We start from the raw sequence: 15,491 nt of genomic DNA on the forward strand, positions 1-15,491 counted from the left end.
CCGTTTTACCTAATCGCTGCATTCTTCAGACGGAACACCCATGGCCAAACGCCAACTCAATCGTCGTCAAAACTGGCGCATCGAAAAGATTCAGGGCGAGCGCGCCGCCCGCGCCGCCAAACGCGAGTCCTCGGCCGTCGAGGCGCTCGAAGGCGGCGACCTCGGCCCGGAACAGCACGGCCTGGTGATCGCCCACTTCGGTGTGCAGGTCGAGGTCGAGGCCGTTGACGGTGAGCTGGCCGGCCAGGTCTTCCGCTGCCACCTGCGGGCCAACCTGCCGGCGCTGGTGACGGGCGACCAGGTGGTCTGGCGTGCCGGCAACCAGGGCATCGGCGTGATCGTCGCGCAACTGCCGCGCAGCACCGAGCTGTGCCGTCCGGACAGCCGTGGCCAGCTCAAACCGGTGGCTGCCAACGTCGACATGATCGTCATCGTCTTCGCCCCGCTGCCCGAGCCCCACGCGAACCTGATCGACCGCTATCTGGTCGCCGCCGAACACGCCGGCATCCGCCCGCTACTGCTGCTGAACAAGTTCGACCTGATCGACGAGCAGAACGCCCCGGCGCTGAATGCCCTGCTGGCGGTCTACCGCACGCTGGGTTATCCGGTGCTGGAAGTCTCGGCGCACCACGGCAACGGCATGGAGCAATTGCAGAAGCAGCTCGACGGGCGCATCAGCGTGTTCGTCGGCCAGTCCGGTGTCGGCAAGTCGTCGCTGGTCAACAGTCTGCTGCCGGAAGTAGAAACCCGCGTCGGCCCGCTGTCCGAGCTGTCCGGCCAGGGCACGCACACCACGACCACTGCGCGCCTGTTCCACTTCCCTGGCGGTGGCGAGTTGATCGACTCCCCGGGCATCCGTGAATTCGGCCTCGGCCACGTCAGCCGCGCCGACGTCGAAGCCGGTTTCATCGAGTTCAACGACCTGCTCGGCACCTGCCGCTTCCGCGACTGCAAGCACGATCGCGAACCCGGTTGCGCACTGCTCAAGGCCTTGGAAGACGGCCGCGTGCAGCAGCAGCGAATGAACAGCTACCGCTCGATCATCGCCAGTTTGCCGGAAAACGGTTACTAGACTTTCAAGTAACCAGACACAAAAAAGCCGCGATCATCTCGCGGCTTTTTTGTGGGTCACTGTTTCGGCGCGGGGGCCGGTGCAGGCGCCGGAGCTGGTGCCGCTGCGCCCGGCTCGGTCGGTTTCGGCAGCGGGTCGTCGAACAGGTTCAGCCGTTCGCGCAACTCGTGGGCCGGTACCGGTTGCTGATCCGCCGGCAAGGCGTTCGGGTCGACCGGGGTAGCCGGCGCGGCGCCGTTCTGGCCTTGATCTGCCGGTTTCGACGGGTCGGCGCCTTGCGCACCTTCGATGGCCGCCTGGGCTTTCTTCGTCAGCACCACGATGTCGATGCGGCGGTTGACCGGGTTGAACGGGTTCTCCTTGTCGAACAGTGCCGACGAGGCGTAACCCACCACACGCGCCACTTGCGAGTCCGGGTAACTGCCCGCCACCAGCGCACGCCGGGCGGCGTTGGCACGGTTGGCCGAAAGCTCCCAGTTGCCGAAGTCGCCATTGCCTACATAAGGCTTGGCATCGGTGTGGCCGCTGATACTGATCTTGTTCGGCACCGCTTTGATCGTGTCGGCCATGGCCAGCAGGATGTCTTCGAAGTACGGCTTCAGCCGTGCGGAACCTGAGTCGAACATCGGCCGGTTCTCGGCGTCCATGATCTGGATGCGCAAGCCGTTCGGCGTGATCTCGAAGAGGATCTGGTCCTTGAACTTCTGCAGTTGCGGGTTCTCGTCGACCTTGTTCTGCAGTTCTTGCAGCAGCAGTTCCAAGCGTTCCTTCTCGACCTGCTCGGCCATGCCTTCAACCTGTTCGGTGTCGACCGTGACCTTGTCCGGCTGCGGCTGCGACTTCACTTCAGGGTTGAGGGTGTTTTCCGGCGCCAGGGTGGGCGTGCCGCCCAGGTCGATGATGTACGGCGTGCCGCTCTCGGAGAAACCGACCGGGTCCTTGAAGTAACCGGCGATGGCGATCTTCTGTTCCGGGGTCGCGGTGGACAGCAGCCACAACACCAGGAAGAACGCCATCATCGCCGTCGCGAAGTCGGCGAAGGCGATCTTCCACGCCCCGCCGTGATGCCCGCCGGCGATGCGCTTGACGCGCTTGATGATTATCGGCTGGTTATTTTCCATGACTTAGCGACCGCGAACGGCTTGTTCCAGCTCGGCAAAGCTTGGACGGTGAGCCGGGTACAGCACCTTTCGACCGAACTCGACAGCCAGCGACGGCGGCATGCCGGAAGCCGAAGCCACCAGCGAGGCCTTGATGGCTTCGTAGACGTTCAGCTCTTCCTTGGCATCGTGGGCCAAGGAGTGCGCCAGCGGGCCGAAGAAACCGTATGCCGCGAGAATACCGAAGAAGGTACCTACCAGTGCCGCACCTACGTGCAGACCGATGGATTTCTGATCGCCTTCACCCAGGGAGGCCATGGTCACCACGATACCCAGTACCGCCGCGACGATACCGAAACCCGGCATGGCGTCGGCAATGCCGTTCACCGCGTGGGACGGATGCTCGAGGTCTTCCTTCAGGCTGTACAGTTCCATGTCGAACAGGCCTTCCAGCTCGTGGGGAGCCATGTTGCCGGACGACATGATGCGCAGGTAATCGCAGATGAACGCAGTCATGCGTTCGTCTTTCAGTACCGCCGGGTACTTGGCGAAGATCGGGCTCGCGGCCGCGTCTTCGATGTCGCCTTCGATGGCCATCATGCCTTCGCGGCGGCTCTTGTTGAGGATCTCGTAGATCAGGCCCAGCACTTCCAGATAGAACGTGTGGCTGAAACGCGAACTGAACATGCTCAGGGATTTCTTGAGCACGTGCATCGTCATGTAGCCGGGGTTGGCCTGGAGGAATGCTCCGAGTGCCGCACCGCCGATGATCATTACCTCGAAAGGCTGGATCAGGGCGGCAATCTTGCCGTGGGAGAGCACGTATCCGCCGAGCACGCTCGCGAATACGACGATGATGCCGATAATTTTAGCCATAGGTAGAAAGGTACTTGTTTAAGTCGGGTTCAAGGTCATATTCGGAAGTTAAAAAATCTCTTCTTCTACTTATCGGCAAAACTGCGCCAGACTATAGCCAGTTCAGGCGAAAAGCCAATTTAGCCCATGCCGGGCGCGTCTACAGTCAGTGAAGATCTCGTCCAGACATGGCTAATGAAACGAACGTCCCACACGTGAAACCGACCACACTCGATGGTTGGATGAAGCTGCTCGACAGCGTTCGCCTGCCGGTGCCGCAAGACGCCCATGACCGGGTCTGCCGGGCGATTCGCGATGACCGCAGCTCGCTGCGAGACATCGCCGACCTGATGCAGGACAGCCCGGCGCTGGCCCTGAGCATCATCCGCGAAGCCAACCGCCACACCCACGGCAACATGAGCGCGCCTGCGGAAAACCTCGAAGTGGCGATCAATCGTCTCGGCCTTGCCCGCACCGAAGAACTGCTGGCTCGCCTGCCCGCCGAACCTGCCGCACAGATCCCCCAGGCCCTGCGCCAGTTGCAGATGATCAGCCAGCACGCCACGCAACAGGCCAACGGTTTTTTCGCCGGTCGCCTGGCGCGACTGTGGCAGGACATTCATTGGGGCAGCCTGTTGTTTCTGTCGCCGCTGTGGCCATTGGCGCTGACCTTTCCCAAACTGCTTGAAGAGTGGGAAGTACGGGTTATCCACAAGGGCGAATCGGCCTGCGATGTCGAGAAACAATTGTTCGGCGTGCGCTTGCTGAAAATCGGCGAAGCGCTGGTGGAAGCCTGGCGTTTGCCGATCTGGGTCCAGCAAGGCTATCGGCTGCTGCTGACCGAACAGCGCGAACTGGTCAAAGTCCTGCGCATTGCCCGCGATGTGGATCATCCGTTGCGCCAGCAAAACCGCCTCGACGACGACCCGACCCTGCGCCGCTGGCTCAATCAGCCGGCCAACACCGTGTTGCTGGCCAACGGCCTGGCACTCTCGGCGCAACAAGCCTGGGACAGTCCGCACAGTGAGCGCTGGCAGTACCTGACCAGCCTCTACCTGCAAATCTCGATGGACGAGGTACAACAACAGTTGCACCAGCAGGCCGCCGTCAGCGCTCGTCATCATTTCATGCCCGACCTCTGGCACCCGGCGGTTTCGCTGCTGTGGCCGTGGGGCACCCGTCGCCTGCCCGCCGGAATGCTGCCGGCTGCGGCGCCGTCCGCTGACGACCTGAGCCAGTGGCGCCGGCAATGCGCCGAGCTGCTGGCCGTGCCAAGCCGCTTCACCAACGCCATGAGCCTGACCGTCGCCGCCCGCGATGCGCTGGTCGCCAGCGGCATGCGTCGGGTAATGATCCTGATGGCTGACCGCAGCCACGCCAATCTGCGCGTCCATCAAACCTCGGGGTTGCCGAAGGAAGCCGCTGCGCTGAATTTCGTCGTCAGCCAGAGTTCGGTGCTGCAGCGCTTGCTCGCGCAGCAGGCGCAAGTGCGCATCACCCCGGAAAACAACGCCCAGTTTTCCGCCCTGTTGCCGCCCTCGCTGCGCACGCTGTTTCGCGGCGAACACCTGTTCCTGCGTTCACTGGTGAACAACGGCCGGGTGATCATGATCGTGGTCGCCGACCAGGGTGGCGGGCCGTTCGCCGACATCACTGTGCAAGCCTTCGGCAAAACCGCGCAGTGCATCGAGAAAGCCCTGCACAGTTTTAGCCAGCGCGGCCAATGACAGCTACAATCCTTCCCCTTTGTGCTCTGGAGACCTCACATGTCTGATTTCTCTGGCCTGGCCCTGGTGATCGAGCCGAGCGACCTGCTGCCGCGCCTCGAATCCCGCGATCTGATTCTGGTGGATCTGACCAGTGCCGCCCGCTACGCCGAGGGACACATTCCCGGCGCACGCTTCGTCGATCCGAAACGCACCCAGCTGGGTCAGGCGCCGGCTCCGGGGCTGTTGCCGAGCAAGGAAAAACTCGAAGAACTGTTCGGTGAGCTGGGTCATCGCAAGGATGCGGTCTACGTGGTCTATGACGACGAAGGCGGCGGCTGGGCCGGGCGCTTCATCTGGCTGCTCGACGTGATCGGTCACGACAAGTACCACTACCTCGACGGCGGTCTGCCGGCGTGGCTGGCGGAAGGTTCGCCGATGTCGATCCAGATTCCTCCGGCGGCGGGCGGCCCGGTTGCCCTGACCCTGCACGAGGAACCGACCGCCACCCGCGAATACCTGCAAAGCCGTCTTGGCGCCGCTGACCTGGCCATCTGGGACGCTCGCGGGCCGCTGGAGTATTCCGGAGAGAAGGTGCTGGCGGCCAAGGGTGGACACATCCCCGGCGCGGTCAATTTCGAATGGACGGCGGGCATGGATCAGGCGCGCCAGCTGCGCATCCGTACCGACATGCCGCAGATCCTGGAAAGCCTCGGGATCACCAAAGACAAAGAAATCATTACCCACTGCCAGACCCATCACCGGTCCGGTTTCACTTATCTGGTGGCCAAGGCCCTCGGTTATCCGCGGGTCAAGGGCTACGCCGGTTCCTGGGGCGAATGGGGCAACCACCCCGACACCCCCGTCGAGCTTTAAGGATTTTTAAGGACAGTCATGAAAGAGCGTTTGTTTATCATCAGCCAGTACCTGCTGCCCCATCACTTGCTGTCGCGCCTGGCCGGCTGCGTCGCCGAGTGCCGCGTGCGCTGGTTCAAGAATGCCTTCACCACCTGGTTCGCCAAGCGTTATCAAGTGGACATGTCGCAGGCACTGGTTGAAGACGTGACCGCTTACGAGCATTTCAACGCCTTCTTCACCCGCGCGCTGAAAGACGGCGCACGTCCACTGGACCAGACCCCGGGCGCGATCCTCAGCCCGGCCGACGGTGCGATCAGCCAGCTCGGCCCGATCGAACACGGCCGCATCTTCCAGGCCAAGGGCCACAGCTTCAGCGTGCTGGAACTGCTGGGCGGCGATGCGGCCAATGCGGCGCCGTTCATGGGCGGTGAATTCGCGACTGTTTACCTGTCGCCGAAGGACTACCACCGCGTGCACATGCCGCTGGCCGGCACCCTGCGCGAAATGGTCTACATTCCGGGCCGAATCTTCTCGGTCAACCAAACCACCGCTGAAAACGTTCCGGAACTGTTCGCCCGCAACGAGCGCGTAGCGTGCATCTTCGACACCGAGCGCGGGCCGATGGCCGTGGTGCTGGTGGGCGCGATGATCGTGGCGTCGATTGAAACCGTGTGGGCCGGTCTGGTCACGCCACCGAAGCGCGAACTGAAAACCTTCCGTTACGACGAAGCCGCCCGTGCGCCGATTCATCTGGAAAAAGGTGCGGAACTGGGGCGCTTCAAACTGGGTTCGACCGCAATCGTGCTGTTCGGGCCGGATCAGGTTAAATGGGTTGAAGAATTGAAAGCCGGCTCGCCGGTACAGATGGGTCAGGCCTTGGCAATGTCGAACGCCTGAACCGGTTGATCCGCCCTTTCGCACGTCTGCGAAGGGGCGGACACGACCTGGGTGGCGCCGTTACTCTATCTGCCCACGGAAGCCGATCGGCCCTTCGTTGGCGTAGGTATTGGTGCCGCTGAGGTTTTTCCCGCCGTCACTCGACGTGACGCTCAACGCGATAACGTTCTGGTTATCCCGCCCGCCGATCACCCACTTGCCACCTGGATGCCAGGGGGCATCGTTGCCACCCCACTGGTTTTCGACGTTGTACTGGTTCTGGCCAGTGCGCTGAGCCTTGAAGCCAATAGGGCCTTCACCAGCGTACGTCATGGTGCCGGTAAAGGTTTTGCCACCGTCGCCGGACTTGATCTCGATCGCGACGACGTTCTGGTTGTCCCGCGCGCCCAGCACCCAGGTTCCACCCGGATGCCAAGGTGCCGAACTACCGCCCCATTGATTTGCCACTGCGTATTTAGACATGAACCTCATCTCCTTGAAGTTTCGGGAGACCTGCCCCGACGTTGACGGCAGGCCGTGCAACCGTGCGTTTCCGATCGCACGCCTGAGAGACTAGTAGCGCCTGCGGGAATGGCACCAGGCCAGCAGACCAACGGTAAAAAACCCTGACAAACACCTGCGAAACAGACCACAACTGCTAGAGTTTTTGGCATTGCCCTATTCGCCGCCGGAGCTTGTCACGGCATGAGTGAGCCACGATCCCGACCACCACTGAGCGCCCCGACGCCCACACAGTTGCGCCTGTCCTTCTGTGAAGCCACCCCGCGCGACCTCAAACGCTGGATCGCCGACCTGCCCAAGGCCAACATCGGCGAAACCGCGCGCCTGCTGTATCAAGGCCTCGGCGAACTCAATCAACTGCTGACCCCCAGCGACAACCGCCTGCATCTGTTGGAGCTTCTGCGGCCCGAGGTGTATTTCGTCTGCCAGCATCTGGAGCGGCATTTTCTGCATCAGGCGATCATGCTCGATGAGCGCTCACGCAAGATCAGCAATCTGTGCCAGGCCCTGCAAAGTCAGCTGGCCATCGGTTACAAACACATCATTCTGCGGATCGCGCCCAAGTACTCCCGGGATCGCGCAGCCCTGGTGAGCGAAGCGCTACAGCGGGCGGCCCACGCGCTGAAAGGGCAACTGGTTCGCGCCACGCAGCTGTACAGCCCGGCGCCGGAACAGCTGTGGTTCGAACTGCATCAATTGTTTCGCTGCGCCTGCGAGCTGCAACTGCAGCATCGCCGGGTACGCGACGACCTCGCCAGCCTGACCGGCGAGTTGAGTGTCGAACAGACCTACCTCGCGGCCCTGTTGCTGGGCAGTGCCCGCTGCAATCAGTTGCGCCAGAACCAGATCGCGCGCCTGGCCCAAGTGGTCGAGCCCTGGAGCGCGTGGCTGAAGCTGCAGCCCGCCAATCCGGGCGCGGGCTTGTTCGCGGTCTCGGCAGACATCGACGCCGGCCCGCGTTACCGCTCGCAGTTTCGCAGCGAGCAACAGGCAGGGTTGCTCGGTTTCGATCCGCAACCGTTGGTGAATGCCATCGAGGCCCACCTTCAGCATCAGGACACAACGACGCCGCTGCCCGTGCCGGCCGGCCTGACCTTCGACACCCTGCAACACCTGCACGCGACCTGGGGCGAAGCCGCCGAGCGCAGCTTTCAGCGCACCGTCGGCCAGGGCAACCTGACCGTGTGCGTCGGCATGAGCGCCCTGCACTTTTACCTCGGCGGCGAACGCACTTTCAGCGAATTGCTCAAGCACCCCGGCACCCGGGCGGCAAATTTCAGCCGCGCAGTGGTTCAGGGCGAAAAGGACAGCTGGAGCCAGGCGTTCGATGCCGCGCCACAGGGCACGTCCGACGAATTGTTGCCCTACGAAGAAATCCGCTACGAACCGCTGGCCGACGACGAAAGCGGCACCGACAGCCCGCCGCATTATCCGACCTATGCCTTGCCCGTCATCAACCACAGCCCCGGCGGTTACTGCCTGGCCTGGCCAAAGGAAGTACCTGCCGAATTGCAGGCCGGGGAAATGGTCGGGATTCAGGACAGCCTCAATCAGGGCTGGAGCATTGCCGTCGTACGCTGGATACGCCAGGTGCGCGGCGCGGGGACGCAGATGGGTATCGAACTGGTGGCGCCACACGCTCAGCCCTGCGGCTTGCAGCTGGTGCGCACGCGGGATGATCACAGTCATTACCTGCGAGGGTTGTTATTGCCGGAAATCAGTGCGATCGACTTGCCGGCGACGTTACTAGCGCCACGGCTGCCGTTTCAGGAGGGCAATAAAGTGCTGATCAACACCCAGGGTGAAGAGCACCGCGCCGGGCTGGATCGGCGGGTGGCCAGCACCCACAGCTTCAATCAGTTTGCCTATCGCTCGCTGGAGGCCGCGCAGAATGGCGGGAGCGAGGAGGATTTCGACTCGTTGTGGAAATCCCTTTGAGTGGAATCGGATAATCCTGGGCGCCCCTTTCGCGAGCAAGCCCGCTCCCACATTTGAAATGCATTCCACTGTGGGAGCGGGCTTGCTCGTGAAGGGGTCAGCTCAGGCGACAGAGCTTTCAGAGCTGTCCGTCGCGATCGCGGAAGCCCAGCAGGTACAGAACGCCATCCAGCCCGAGGGTGGAGATCGCCTGCTTCGCCGACTGTTTGACCAGCGGTTTGGCGCGGAACGCCACGCCCAGACCGGCAATCGCCAGCATCGGCAGGTCGTTGGCGCCGTCGCCCACGGCGATGGTCTGCTCCAGACGCAAACCTTCTTTTTCAGCCAGCTGTTTCAGCAGATCGGCCTTGCGCTGGGCATCGACGATCGGCTCGATCGCCACGCCGGTGCACTTGCCGTCGACCACTTCCAGTTCGTTGGCGAACACGTAGTCGATGCCGAGTTTGGCCTGCAATTGCTTGGCGAAGTAGGTGAAACCGCCCGACAGAATCGCGGTCTTGTAGCCCAGGCGCTTGAGTTCGGCGAACAGGGTTTCGGCGCCCTCGGTCAGGCGCAGCGAGGCGCCGATCGAATCGAGCACGCTGACATCCAGGCCCTTGAGCAGCGCCAGACGCTCCTTGAAGCTGGCGCGGAAGTCCAGCTCGCCGGCCATCGCCCGCTCGGTGATTTGCGAAACCTGGTCGCCAACGCCGGCGGCCTTGGCCAGTTCGTCGATGACCTCGGCTTCGATCAGGGTCGAGTCCATGTCGAACACCGCCAGACGACGGTTGCGACGGAACAGCGAATCTTCCTGGAAGGCGATGTCGACGTTCAGCTCCTGAGCCACGCTGAGGAACTCGGCGCGCAGGGCCTGCGGATCGGCGGCTTCGCCACGCACGGAGAACTCGATGCAGCCCTTGCCCTTGTCCGCCGGAGTGTCCAGCGGCATGCGACCCGACAGACGGTCGATATGGTCGATGTTCAGGCCGTATTTGGCGGTGATCGAGCTCACGGCCTGCAACTGGCCGGCGGTGACCTTGCGAGTCAGCAGGGTAACGATGTGGCGTTTCTTGCCCTGATTGCCCACCCATTGCTGGTAATCCTCTTCGGACACCGGGGTGAAGCGCACCTGCTGGTCGAGCTCATAGCCCTTGAACAGGATGTCCTTGAGCACCGACTTGCCCTGCTCGGAGTCGGGGATTTCCACAAGGATGCCGAACGACAGCATGTCGTGGATCACCGCCTGACCGATGTCGAGGATATTCACACCACCCTGGGCCAGAACACCGGTAATGGCCGCTGTCAGACCCGGACGGTCGACTCCCGTGATGTTAATCAGGACGATTTCGCGCAACGCGCACCCCCGCAACTGGAAAAAAACCGCATTCTACCCACTTTCAGTGACCATCGGGCACCGCCAGCGCTTTGCCGGTCTAGGGCCTGTCGCTATACTGCGCGTCAACTTCACGGACAAAAGAGCCGAGCTCAGTGAACCGGCCCACGCCAGTTAAAACCGATAACTTCTTTCTGCTGATCTTCCGTGCACTGCGCCACCGCCGTGTACCGATTGCATTGCGCATCGCCAGCCATAACGTGATCCTGGTCGCACTGGCCCTGGTGATCTATGCCTGCGTGATGGGCCTGCAGTTCAAGCAGGCCATGCACGAGCAGGCCGATGCGCTGGGCGAAAGCCTGACTACGCAGACCGCCACCTCTGCCACCGAACTGCTGGTGTCCAACGACATCCTCAGCCTCAACGTGCTGCTCAACAACCTGACCAAGAACAAGCTGGTGGCCCACGCCGCCATCTACAGCGTGGACAACCGCATCCTCGCCGAGTCCGGCCAGCGGCCCAAGCACGGCCTGCTGGGCGAGGCCGAGGGCATGTACGAGAGCAAGATCACCTTTCAGGACGTGACCGCCGGACAACTGCGCATCAGCCTGGACATGGATCAGTTCCAGCAGCCGATGACCATCAGCCTGCAAAGCATGGGCATCCTGAGTGCGATCCTGCTGGCACTGTCCCTGGCCCTGAGCCTGCGTCTGGGCCGGCACATCTCTACACCGCTGCTGCAATTGCGCGTGTGGCTGCGCCGTATCGACGAATACACGCCGGGTATCGAGCGTCAGGACGAGATCGGCGATCTTGCCCGCCAGTTGCACGCCAACTACGCCCCGGAGCCAGCCGAACCGGAGCCCGAGCCGGAGCCGGAGTTCGAGGACGACGAGCCGGAATTCGAAGTGCGCAACCTGCGTGATCCGAGTTTCGACGAAAGCCGCCCGATGGCTGCGCAGAAGCCTGCGCCACGCCATGTGGTCAGCACCGTTGAAGACGACGATGACGAAGACCCGTTCGCCGACCTGCGTGACGAATCGCTGAGCGATACCGCGCAACCGGCCGTGCGCCGACCGACCTCGAGCGTGCCGCAACACACGGCGGTGCTGGCGGTGCAATTGGGCTCGCAGGAACAACTGCGCCGTTTACCGCGTGCACGTCTGGAAGAGTTGCAGGATCGCTACCGCGACTGTCTGGAGCAGGCCGCTTCGCTGTATCAGGGCGAAATCGAAACCCTGAACGACGGCAGCACCCTGATGCTGTTCCACACTGAAGACAGCGGCGACGATTACCTGACCAACGCCATCTGCTGCGGCGAGCTGCTGCGGGCGCTGGGCCACCAGTTGCAGATCGAAGTCGCCGACAGCGGCATCACCCTGCAATTGCAGCTGGGCCTGACACTCGGCGACGAACTGTTCGGCCTGAGCCAGATCGACCTGTTGCTGACCGATTCCGCCCAGGACGCCCTGGCCCTGTCGCAACACAGCCGCAACCTGCTGCTGGTGGAGCGCAAGGTCGGTGACGACGCGCTGATTCGCCAGCGCGCACGAATCCGGCCGATTGCCAGCCCTGAGGGGGCTTGCTGTGTGGAGCGGTTGATGGAGCCTTATCCGTCAATGCTTGAGCGGCAACTGGCGCGGATGCATGAGCGCCGGGCTTAAGCCTTAAGCCAGTTACAAAGAAGCCCGCAGACGAGTGATTGTCTGCGGGCTTTTTTGTGCGTGGGGTTTTCGTGATTGCGCCAGGCTTTGGAGCCCCCTCACCCTAGCCCTCTCCCAGAGGGAGAGGGGACTGATAGGGGAATATTGGGTATCTACACCGACCTGAACGTGCCGTGCCGAATCCACAATCGTAAGACCGCACTGCGCCAAATCCATAATCGCCAAGATCTTTCAGGTCGATGGATAACGCCAGACACCTCGGTCGGCTCCCTCTCCCTCCGGGAGAGGGCGGGGGTGAGGGGCTTTTGACTTTTCACAGCTCTAGACACAACAAAGCCCGCACAAGGCGGGCTCTGTCCTGACTCGTTCTAGCCTTAGAAGCGGAACACTTCCATATCCGTACGAATCGGCGAAGCCATCGGTATCTTCGGCTGCTTTTCGGCTTCCGCCGCCGGCGCTGCCGGTTTCGGTGCCGACTTGCGTGGCGCCTCGGCGACCGGTGGCTGATTGGCCAACGGTTTGAGCGCTACCGACAATTGCTCGGCCAGACGCTGCAACAACACGCCCTGCGCCTGCACCTGTGCGGCGGTGGTACCGGCATGTTGCTCCTGCAGATGGACGATGCGGTTGTCACGCACCTGGCCACGGCGGTCGATCAGGCGCCATTGCGCGTCCAGAATCGCCGGTTGCTTGGCACCGGAATCCAGACGAGTGATGGTCAACAGCACCTGCACATCCGGGGTGAAGCCCAGGGTCGCTGGCGCCAGCACCACGCGCTGACTGTCCAGATGCCCGGCAACCTGACGCAACAGCAACTGATCGATGTCAGATGAAAGGCTACCGGCCCAGCGACCATCGGTCGAGGCCTGCAGGCTGCCGTCCGGCTGACGCTGCAACAGGGTTTCCCGTTGCAGGTAATCGGCAACGATCACAGGGCCCAGCAAAACTGCCATGCCCGCGCTTTGCGCAGGCTGGGCCGGACTTCCGCTGTCCAGCTGATACAGCGACACCGGCTGGTGAACGCTGCAACCCGCCAAGCCAAGAACGCCGGCGAGCAGGAAAATAAGGGGGCGCAGAGAAGTCATCATCCCGTCCAGGTGGCCGCCACAAGGCTGACCACAGTGAAAATACTCAATAAATATGAATAACGCTCGGCCACGCCGGCGCTTGGAAAGGCCATATCATCCGTGAATATGCGTTCCGACTCCAGCGCCAAAGCGCCGATCTACGGGTTAAATCGTAGATCGGACGCTCTAGAGAGGCGTTCTCGGTCATTTTCTCCGAAGGAGAAATGAGTGCGACCGCTTCCTGGCCGCTTAATTGAGGTTTTCGACGAGCAGCGCATCCACCCGCTGGAAGCCACGTGGCAGTTTGTTACCACGGCGACCACGCTCACCTTTGTAGTGTTCGAGGTCATCGGCCTTCAGCGACAAGGTGCGTTTTCCGGCCTGCAGCACCAAGGTGGCGCCCTCCGGAAGAACGGCGATGTCCGTGACATATTCTTCGCGACTGGCCACACGCTCACCGGAAATACCGATGATCTTGTTGCCTTTGCCCTTCCCTAATTGTGGCAGATCGCTGATCTTGAAGATCAGCAGGCGACCCTCGGTCGTTACCGAAGCCAGCCAGTTGTGCTCGCGGTCGGCGACCGGACGCGGCGCAATCACCTTGGCGTTGTTCGGCAGGCTCAACAGCGCCTTGCCGGCTTTGTTCTTGGCTTGCAGGTCTTCGCCTTTCACCACGAAACCGTAGCCGGCGTCGGAGGCGATCACGTACAGCGAGTCCTCTTCAGGCATCAGCACGCATTCGAACGTTGCGCCCGGCGGTGGCGTCAGACGGCCGGTCAACGGCTCGCCCTGACCCCGTGCCGATGGCAGGGTGTGGGTGGCCAGCGAGTAACTGCGGCCCGTGGAGTCGATGACCACGGCCGACTGGTTCGAACGCCCCGCCGCCGAAGTCTTGAAGCCGTCCCCGGCCTTGTACGACAGGCCGGTGGCGTCGATATCGTGGCCCTTGGCCGAACGGATCCAGCCTTTTTCCGACAGCACGACGGTGACTTTCTCGTTCGGCAGCAGATCGTGCTCGGTCAGCGCCTTGGCTTCGGCACGTTCAACGATTGGCGACCGACGGTCATCGCCGTAAGTTTCGGCATCTTTCAACAGTTCGCTGCGCACAAGTTTCTTCAACTTGGCTTCGCTGCCCAGCAGGGCTTGCAGCTTGGCCTGTTCCTTGAGCAGTTCGTCCTGCTCGTCGCGCAGCTTCATCTCTTCCAGTCGCGCCAACTGACGCAGACGGGTGTCGAGGATGTAGTCGGCCTGGATTTCGCTGAGGGCAAAACGCTCGATCAGTTTGGCTTTCGGATGTTCCTCGGTGCGGATGATGTGGATCACTTCATCCAGGTTGAGGTAGGCAATCAGCAAACCGTCCAACAGGTGCAGGCGACGCTCGACCTTGTCGAGGCGGAATTGCAAGCGGCGACGCACGGTCAGCACGCGGAATTCCAGCCACTCCACCAGCAACGCACGGAGGTTTTTCAGCTGCGGCTTGCCGTCCAGACCGATGATGTTGACGTTGACCCGGTAGGTCGACTCCAGCTCGGTGCTGGCAAACAGGTGCTGCATTAGCGCTTCATGATCGACACGGCTGTTGACCGGGATGATCACGATACGGCACGGGTTTTCGTGGTCGGATTCGTCGCGAAGATCGGCGATCTGCGGCGCTTTCGACGGTTTGGCCTGCATCAGCGCGGCGATCTGCTCCAGCACCTTGGCCCCGGAGACCTGGTGCGGCAGCGCGGTAACGATGATGTCGCCGTCCTCGACGTGGTACACGGCGCGCATGCGCACCGAGCCCTTGCCGGTTTCGTACATTTTCAGCAGGTCGGCGCGCGGGGTGATGATTTCCGCTTCGGTCGGATAGTCCGGGCCCTGAATGTGTTCGCAGAGCTGTTCGACCGTGGCTTTCGGTTCATCGAGCAGACGCACGCACGCAGTGGCGACTTCGCGCAGGTTGTGCGGCGGCACGTCGGTGGCCATGCCCACGGCGATCCCGGTGGTGCCGTTGAGCAGGATGTTCGGCAAACGTGCCGGCAACACCAGAGGTTCCTGCAGGGTGCCGTCGAAGTTCGGGCCCCAGTCTGCGGTGCCCTGGCCCAGCTCGCTGAGCAGCACTTCGGAGTAACGCGACAGCCGCGCTTCGGTGTAACGCATGGCGGCGAAGGATTTCGGATCGTCCGGAGCACCCCAGTTGCCCTGGCCGTCCACCAGCGTGTAGCGATAGCTGAACGGCTGGGCCATCAGCACCATCGCTTCGTAGCACGCCGAGTCGCCGTGCGGGTGGAATTTGCCGAGCACGTCGCCGACGGTACGCGCCGACTTCTTGTGCTTGGAATCGGCATCCAGCCCCAGCTCGCTCATGGCGTAGACGATACGCCGCTGTACCGGTTTCAGGCCGTCGCCGATATGCGGCAGGGCGCGGTCCATGATCACGTACATGGAGTAGTTGAGGTAGGCATTTTCGGTGAAGTCAGCCAGCGAGCGGCGTTCTACACCGTCCAGGCTGAGATCAAGGGAGTCGCTCATGCGGGCC

Annotated in this window: 12 protein-coding genes; 6 read left to right on the top strand and 6 right to left on the bottom strand. The window is 62.3% G+C overall.

Going from position 1 to position 15,491, the window contains the following annotated elements:
* Positions 1-40: 40 nt before the first annotated feature.
* Complete coding sequence (gene rsgA, locus L6D74_RS07710; RefSeq protein WP_236188578.1) at positions 41-1,072, top strand: small ribosomal subunit biogenesis GTPase RsgA; 1,032 nt, start codon at positions 41-43, stop codon at positions 1,070-1,072.
* Positions 1,073-1,128: 56 nt separating this feature from the next.
* On the opposite strand, the gene motB is transcribed toward rsgA, so the two are convergent.
* Both motB and motA read right to left on the bottom strand, forming a co-directional pair.
* Positions 1,129-2,193 carry a flagellar motor protein MotB gene (gene motB / locus L6D74_RS07715; protein WP_039766626.1) on the bottom strand — a complete coding sequence of 355 codons (1,065 nt, stop codon included), beginning with the start codon at positions 2,191-2,193 and terminating at the stop codon, positions 1,129-1,131.
* A 3-nt stretch (positions 2,194-2,196) separates the two neighbouring features.
* Positions 2,197-3,048 (bottom strand): flagellar motor stator protein MotA, encoded by an 852-nt coding sequence (motA, locus tag L6D74_RS07720; protein ID WP_007952169.1) that lies wholly within the window; start codon positions 3,046-3,048, stop codon positions 2,197-2,199.
* 167 nt (positions 3,049-3,215) lie between these two features.
* On the opposite strand from motA, the gene L6D74_RS07725 reads away from it, so the two are divergent.
* Genes L6D74_RS07725 through asd form a run of 3 tightly spaced genes read left to right on the top strand, consistent with a single transcriptional unit; the run spans position 3,216 to position 6,488 of the window.
* A complete protein-coding gene (locus tag L6D74_RS07725) occupies positions 3,216-4,754 on the top strand; it encodes an HDOD domain-containing protein (RefSeq protein WP_236188580.1) in 1,539 nt (512 codons plus the stop codon).
* A 39-nt stretch (positions 4,755-4,793) separates the two neighbouring features.
* Positions 4,794-5,609, top strand: a complete 816-nt coding sequence (locus L6D74_RS07730; protein ID WP_039766622.1) for a rhodanese-like domain-containing protein — start codon at positions 4,794-4,796, stop codon at positions 5,607-5,609.
* Positions 5,610-5,627: 18 nt separating this feature from the next.
* Positions 5,628-6,488, top strand: coding sequence for an archaetidylserine decarboxylase (gene asd, locus L6D74_RS07735; RefSeq protein WP_074689626.1), 861 nt, complete (start codon positions 5,628-5,630; stop codon positions 6,486-6,488).
* Positions 6,489-6,548: 60 nt separating this feature from the next.
* Here asd and L6D74_RS07740 read toward each other — a convergent pair whose 3' ends face one another.
* A complete protein-coding gene (locus L6D74_RS07740; RefSeq protein ID WP_039766619.1) occupies positions 6,549-6,950 on the bottom strand; it encodes a lectin OAA family protein in 402 nt (133 codons plus the stop codon).
* Positions 6,951-7,172: 222 nt separating this feature from the next.
* On the opposite strand from L6D74_RS07740, the gene L6D74_RS07745 reads away from it, so the two are divergent.
* Positions 7,173-8,927, top strand: coding sequence for a molecular chaperone (locus L6D74_RS07745; protein ID WP_236188582.1), 1,755 nt, complete (start codon positions 7,173-7,175; stop codon positions 8,925-8,927).
* 118 nt (positions 8,928-9,045) lie between these two features.
* Here the strand turns inward: L6D74_RS07745 and serB are convergent, their stop codons facing one another.
* Positions 9,046-10,260, bottom strand: coding sequence for a phosphoserine phosphatase SerB (gene serB, locus L6D74_RS07750; protein WP_039766615.1), 1,215 nt, complete (start codon positions 10,258-10,260; stop codon positions 9,046-9,048).
* Positions 10,261-10,394: 134 nt separating this feature from the next.
* Between serB and L6D74_RS07755 the strand changes: the two genes are divergently transcribed.
* On the top strand, positions 10,395-11,903 hold the full coding sequence (locus tag L6D74_RS07755) for an AhpA/YtjB family protein (RefSeq protein WP_236188584.1): 1,509 nt from the start codon (positions 10,395-10,397) through the stop codon (positions 11,901-11,903).
* Between the two features lie 374 nt (positions 11,904-12,277).
* Here L6D74_RS07755 and L6D74_RS07760 read toward each other — a convergent pair whose 3' ends face one another.
* Both L6D74_RS07760 and parC read right to left on the bottom strand, forming a co-directional pair.
* Entirely contained in the window at positions 12,278-12,988 is a 711-nt protein-coding gene (locus tag L6D74_RS07760; RefSeq protein WP_039766610.1) for a PqiC family protein, read from the bottom strand.
* A 231-nt stretch (positions 12,989-13,219) separates the two neighbouring features.
* Positions 13,220-15,484 (bottom strand): DNA topoisomerase IV subunit A, encoded by a 2,265-nt coding sequence (gene parC / locus L6D74_RS07765; RefSeq protein WP_039766608.1) that lies wholly within the window; start codon positions 15,482-15,484, stop codon positions 13,220-13,222.
* Between the last annotated feature and the right edge of the window lie 7 nt (positions 15,485-15,491).

The organism is Pseudomonas pharyngis, from assembly GCF_021602345.1.
GTDB classification, from domain to species: domain Bacteria; phylum Pseudomonadota; class Gammaproteobacteria; order Pseudomonadales; family Pseudomonadaceae; genus Aquipseudomonas; species Aquipseudomonas pharyngis.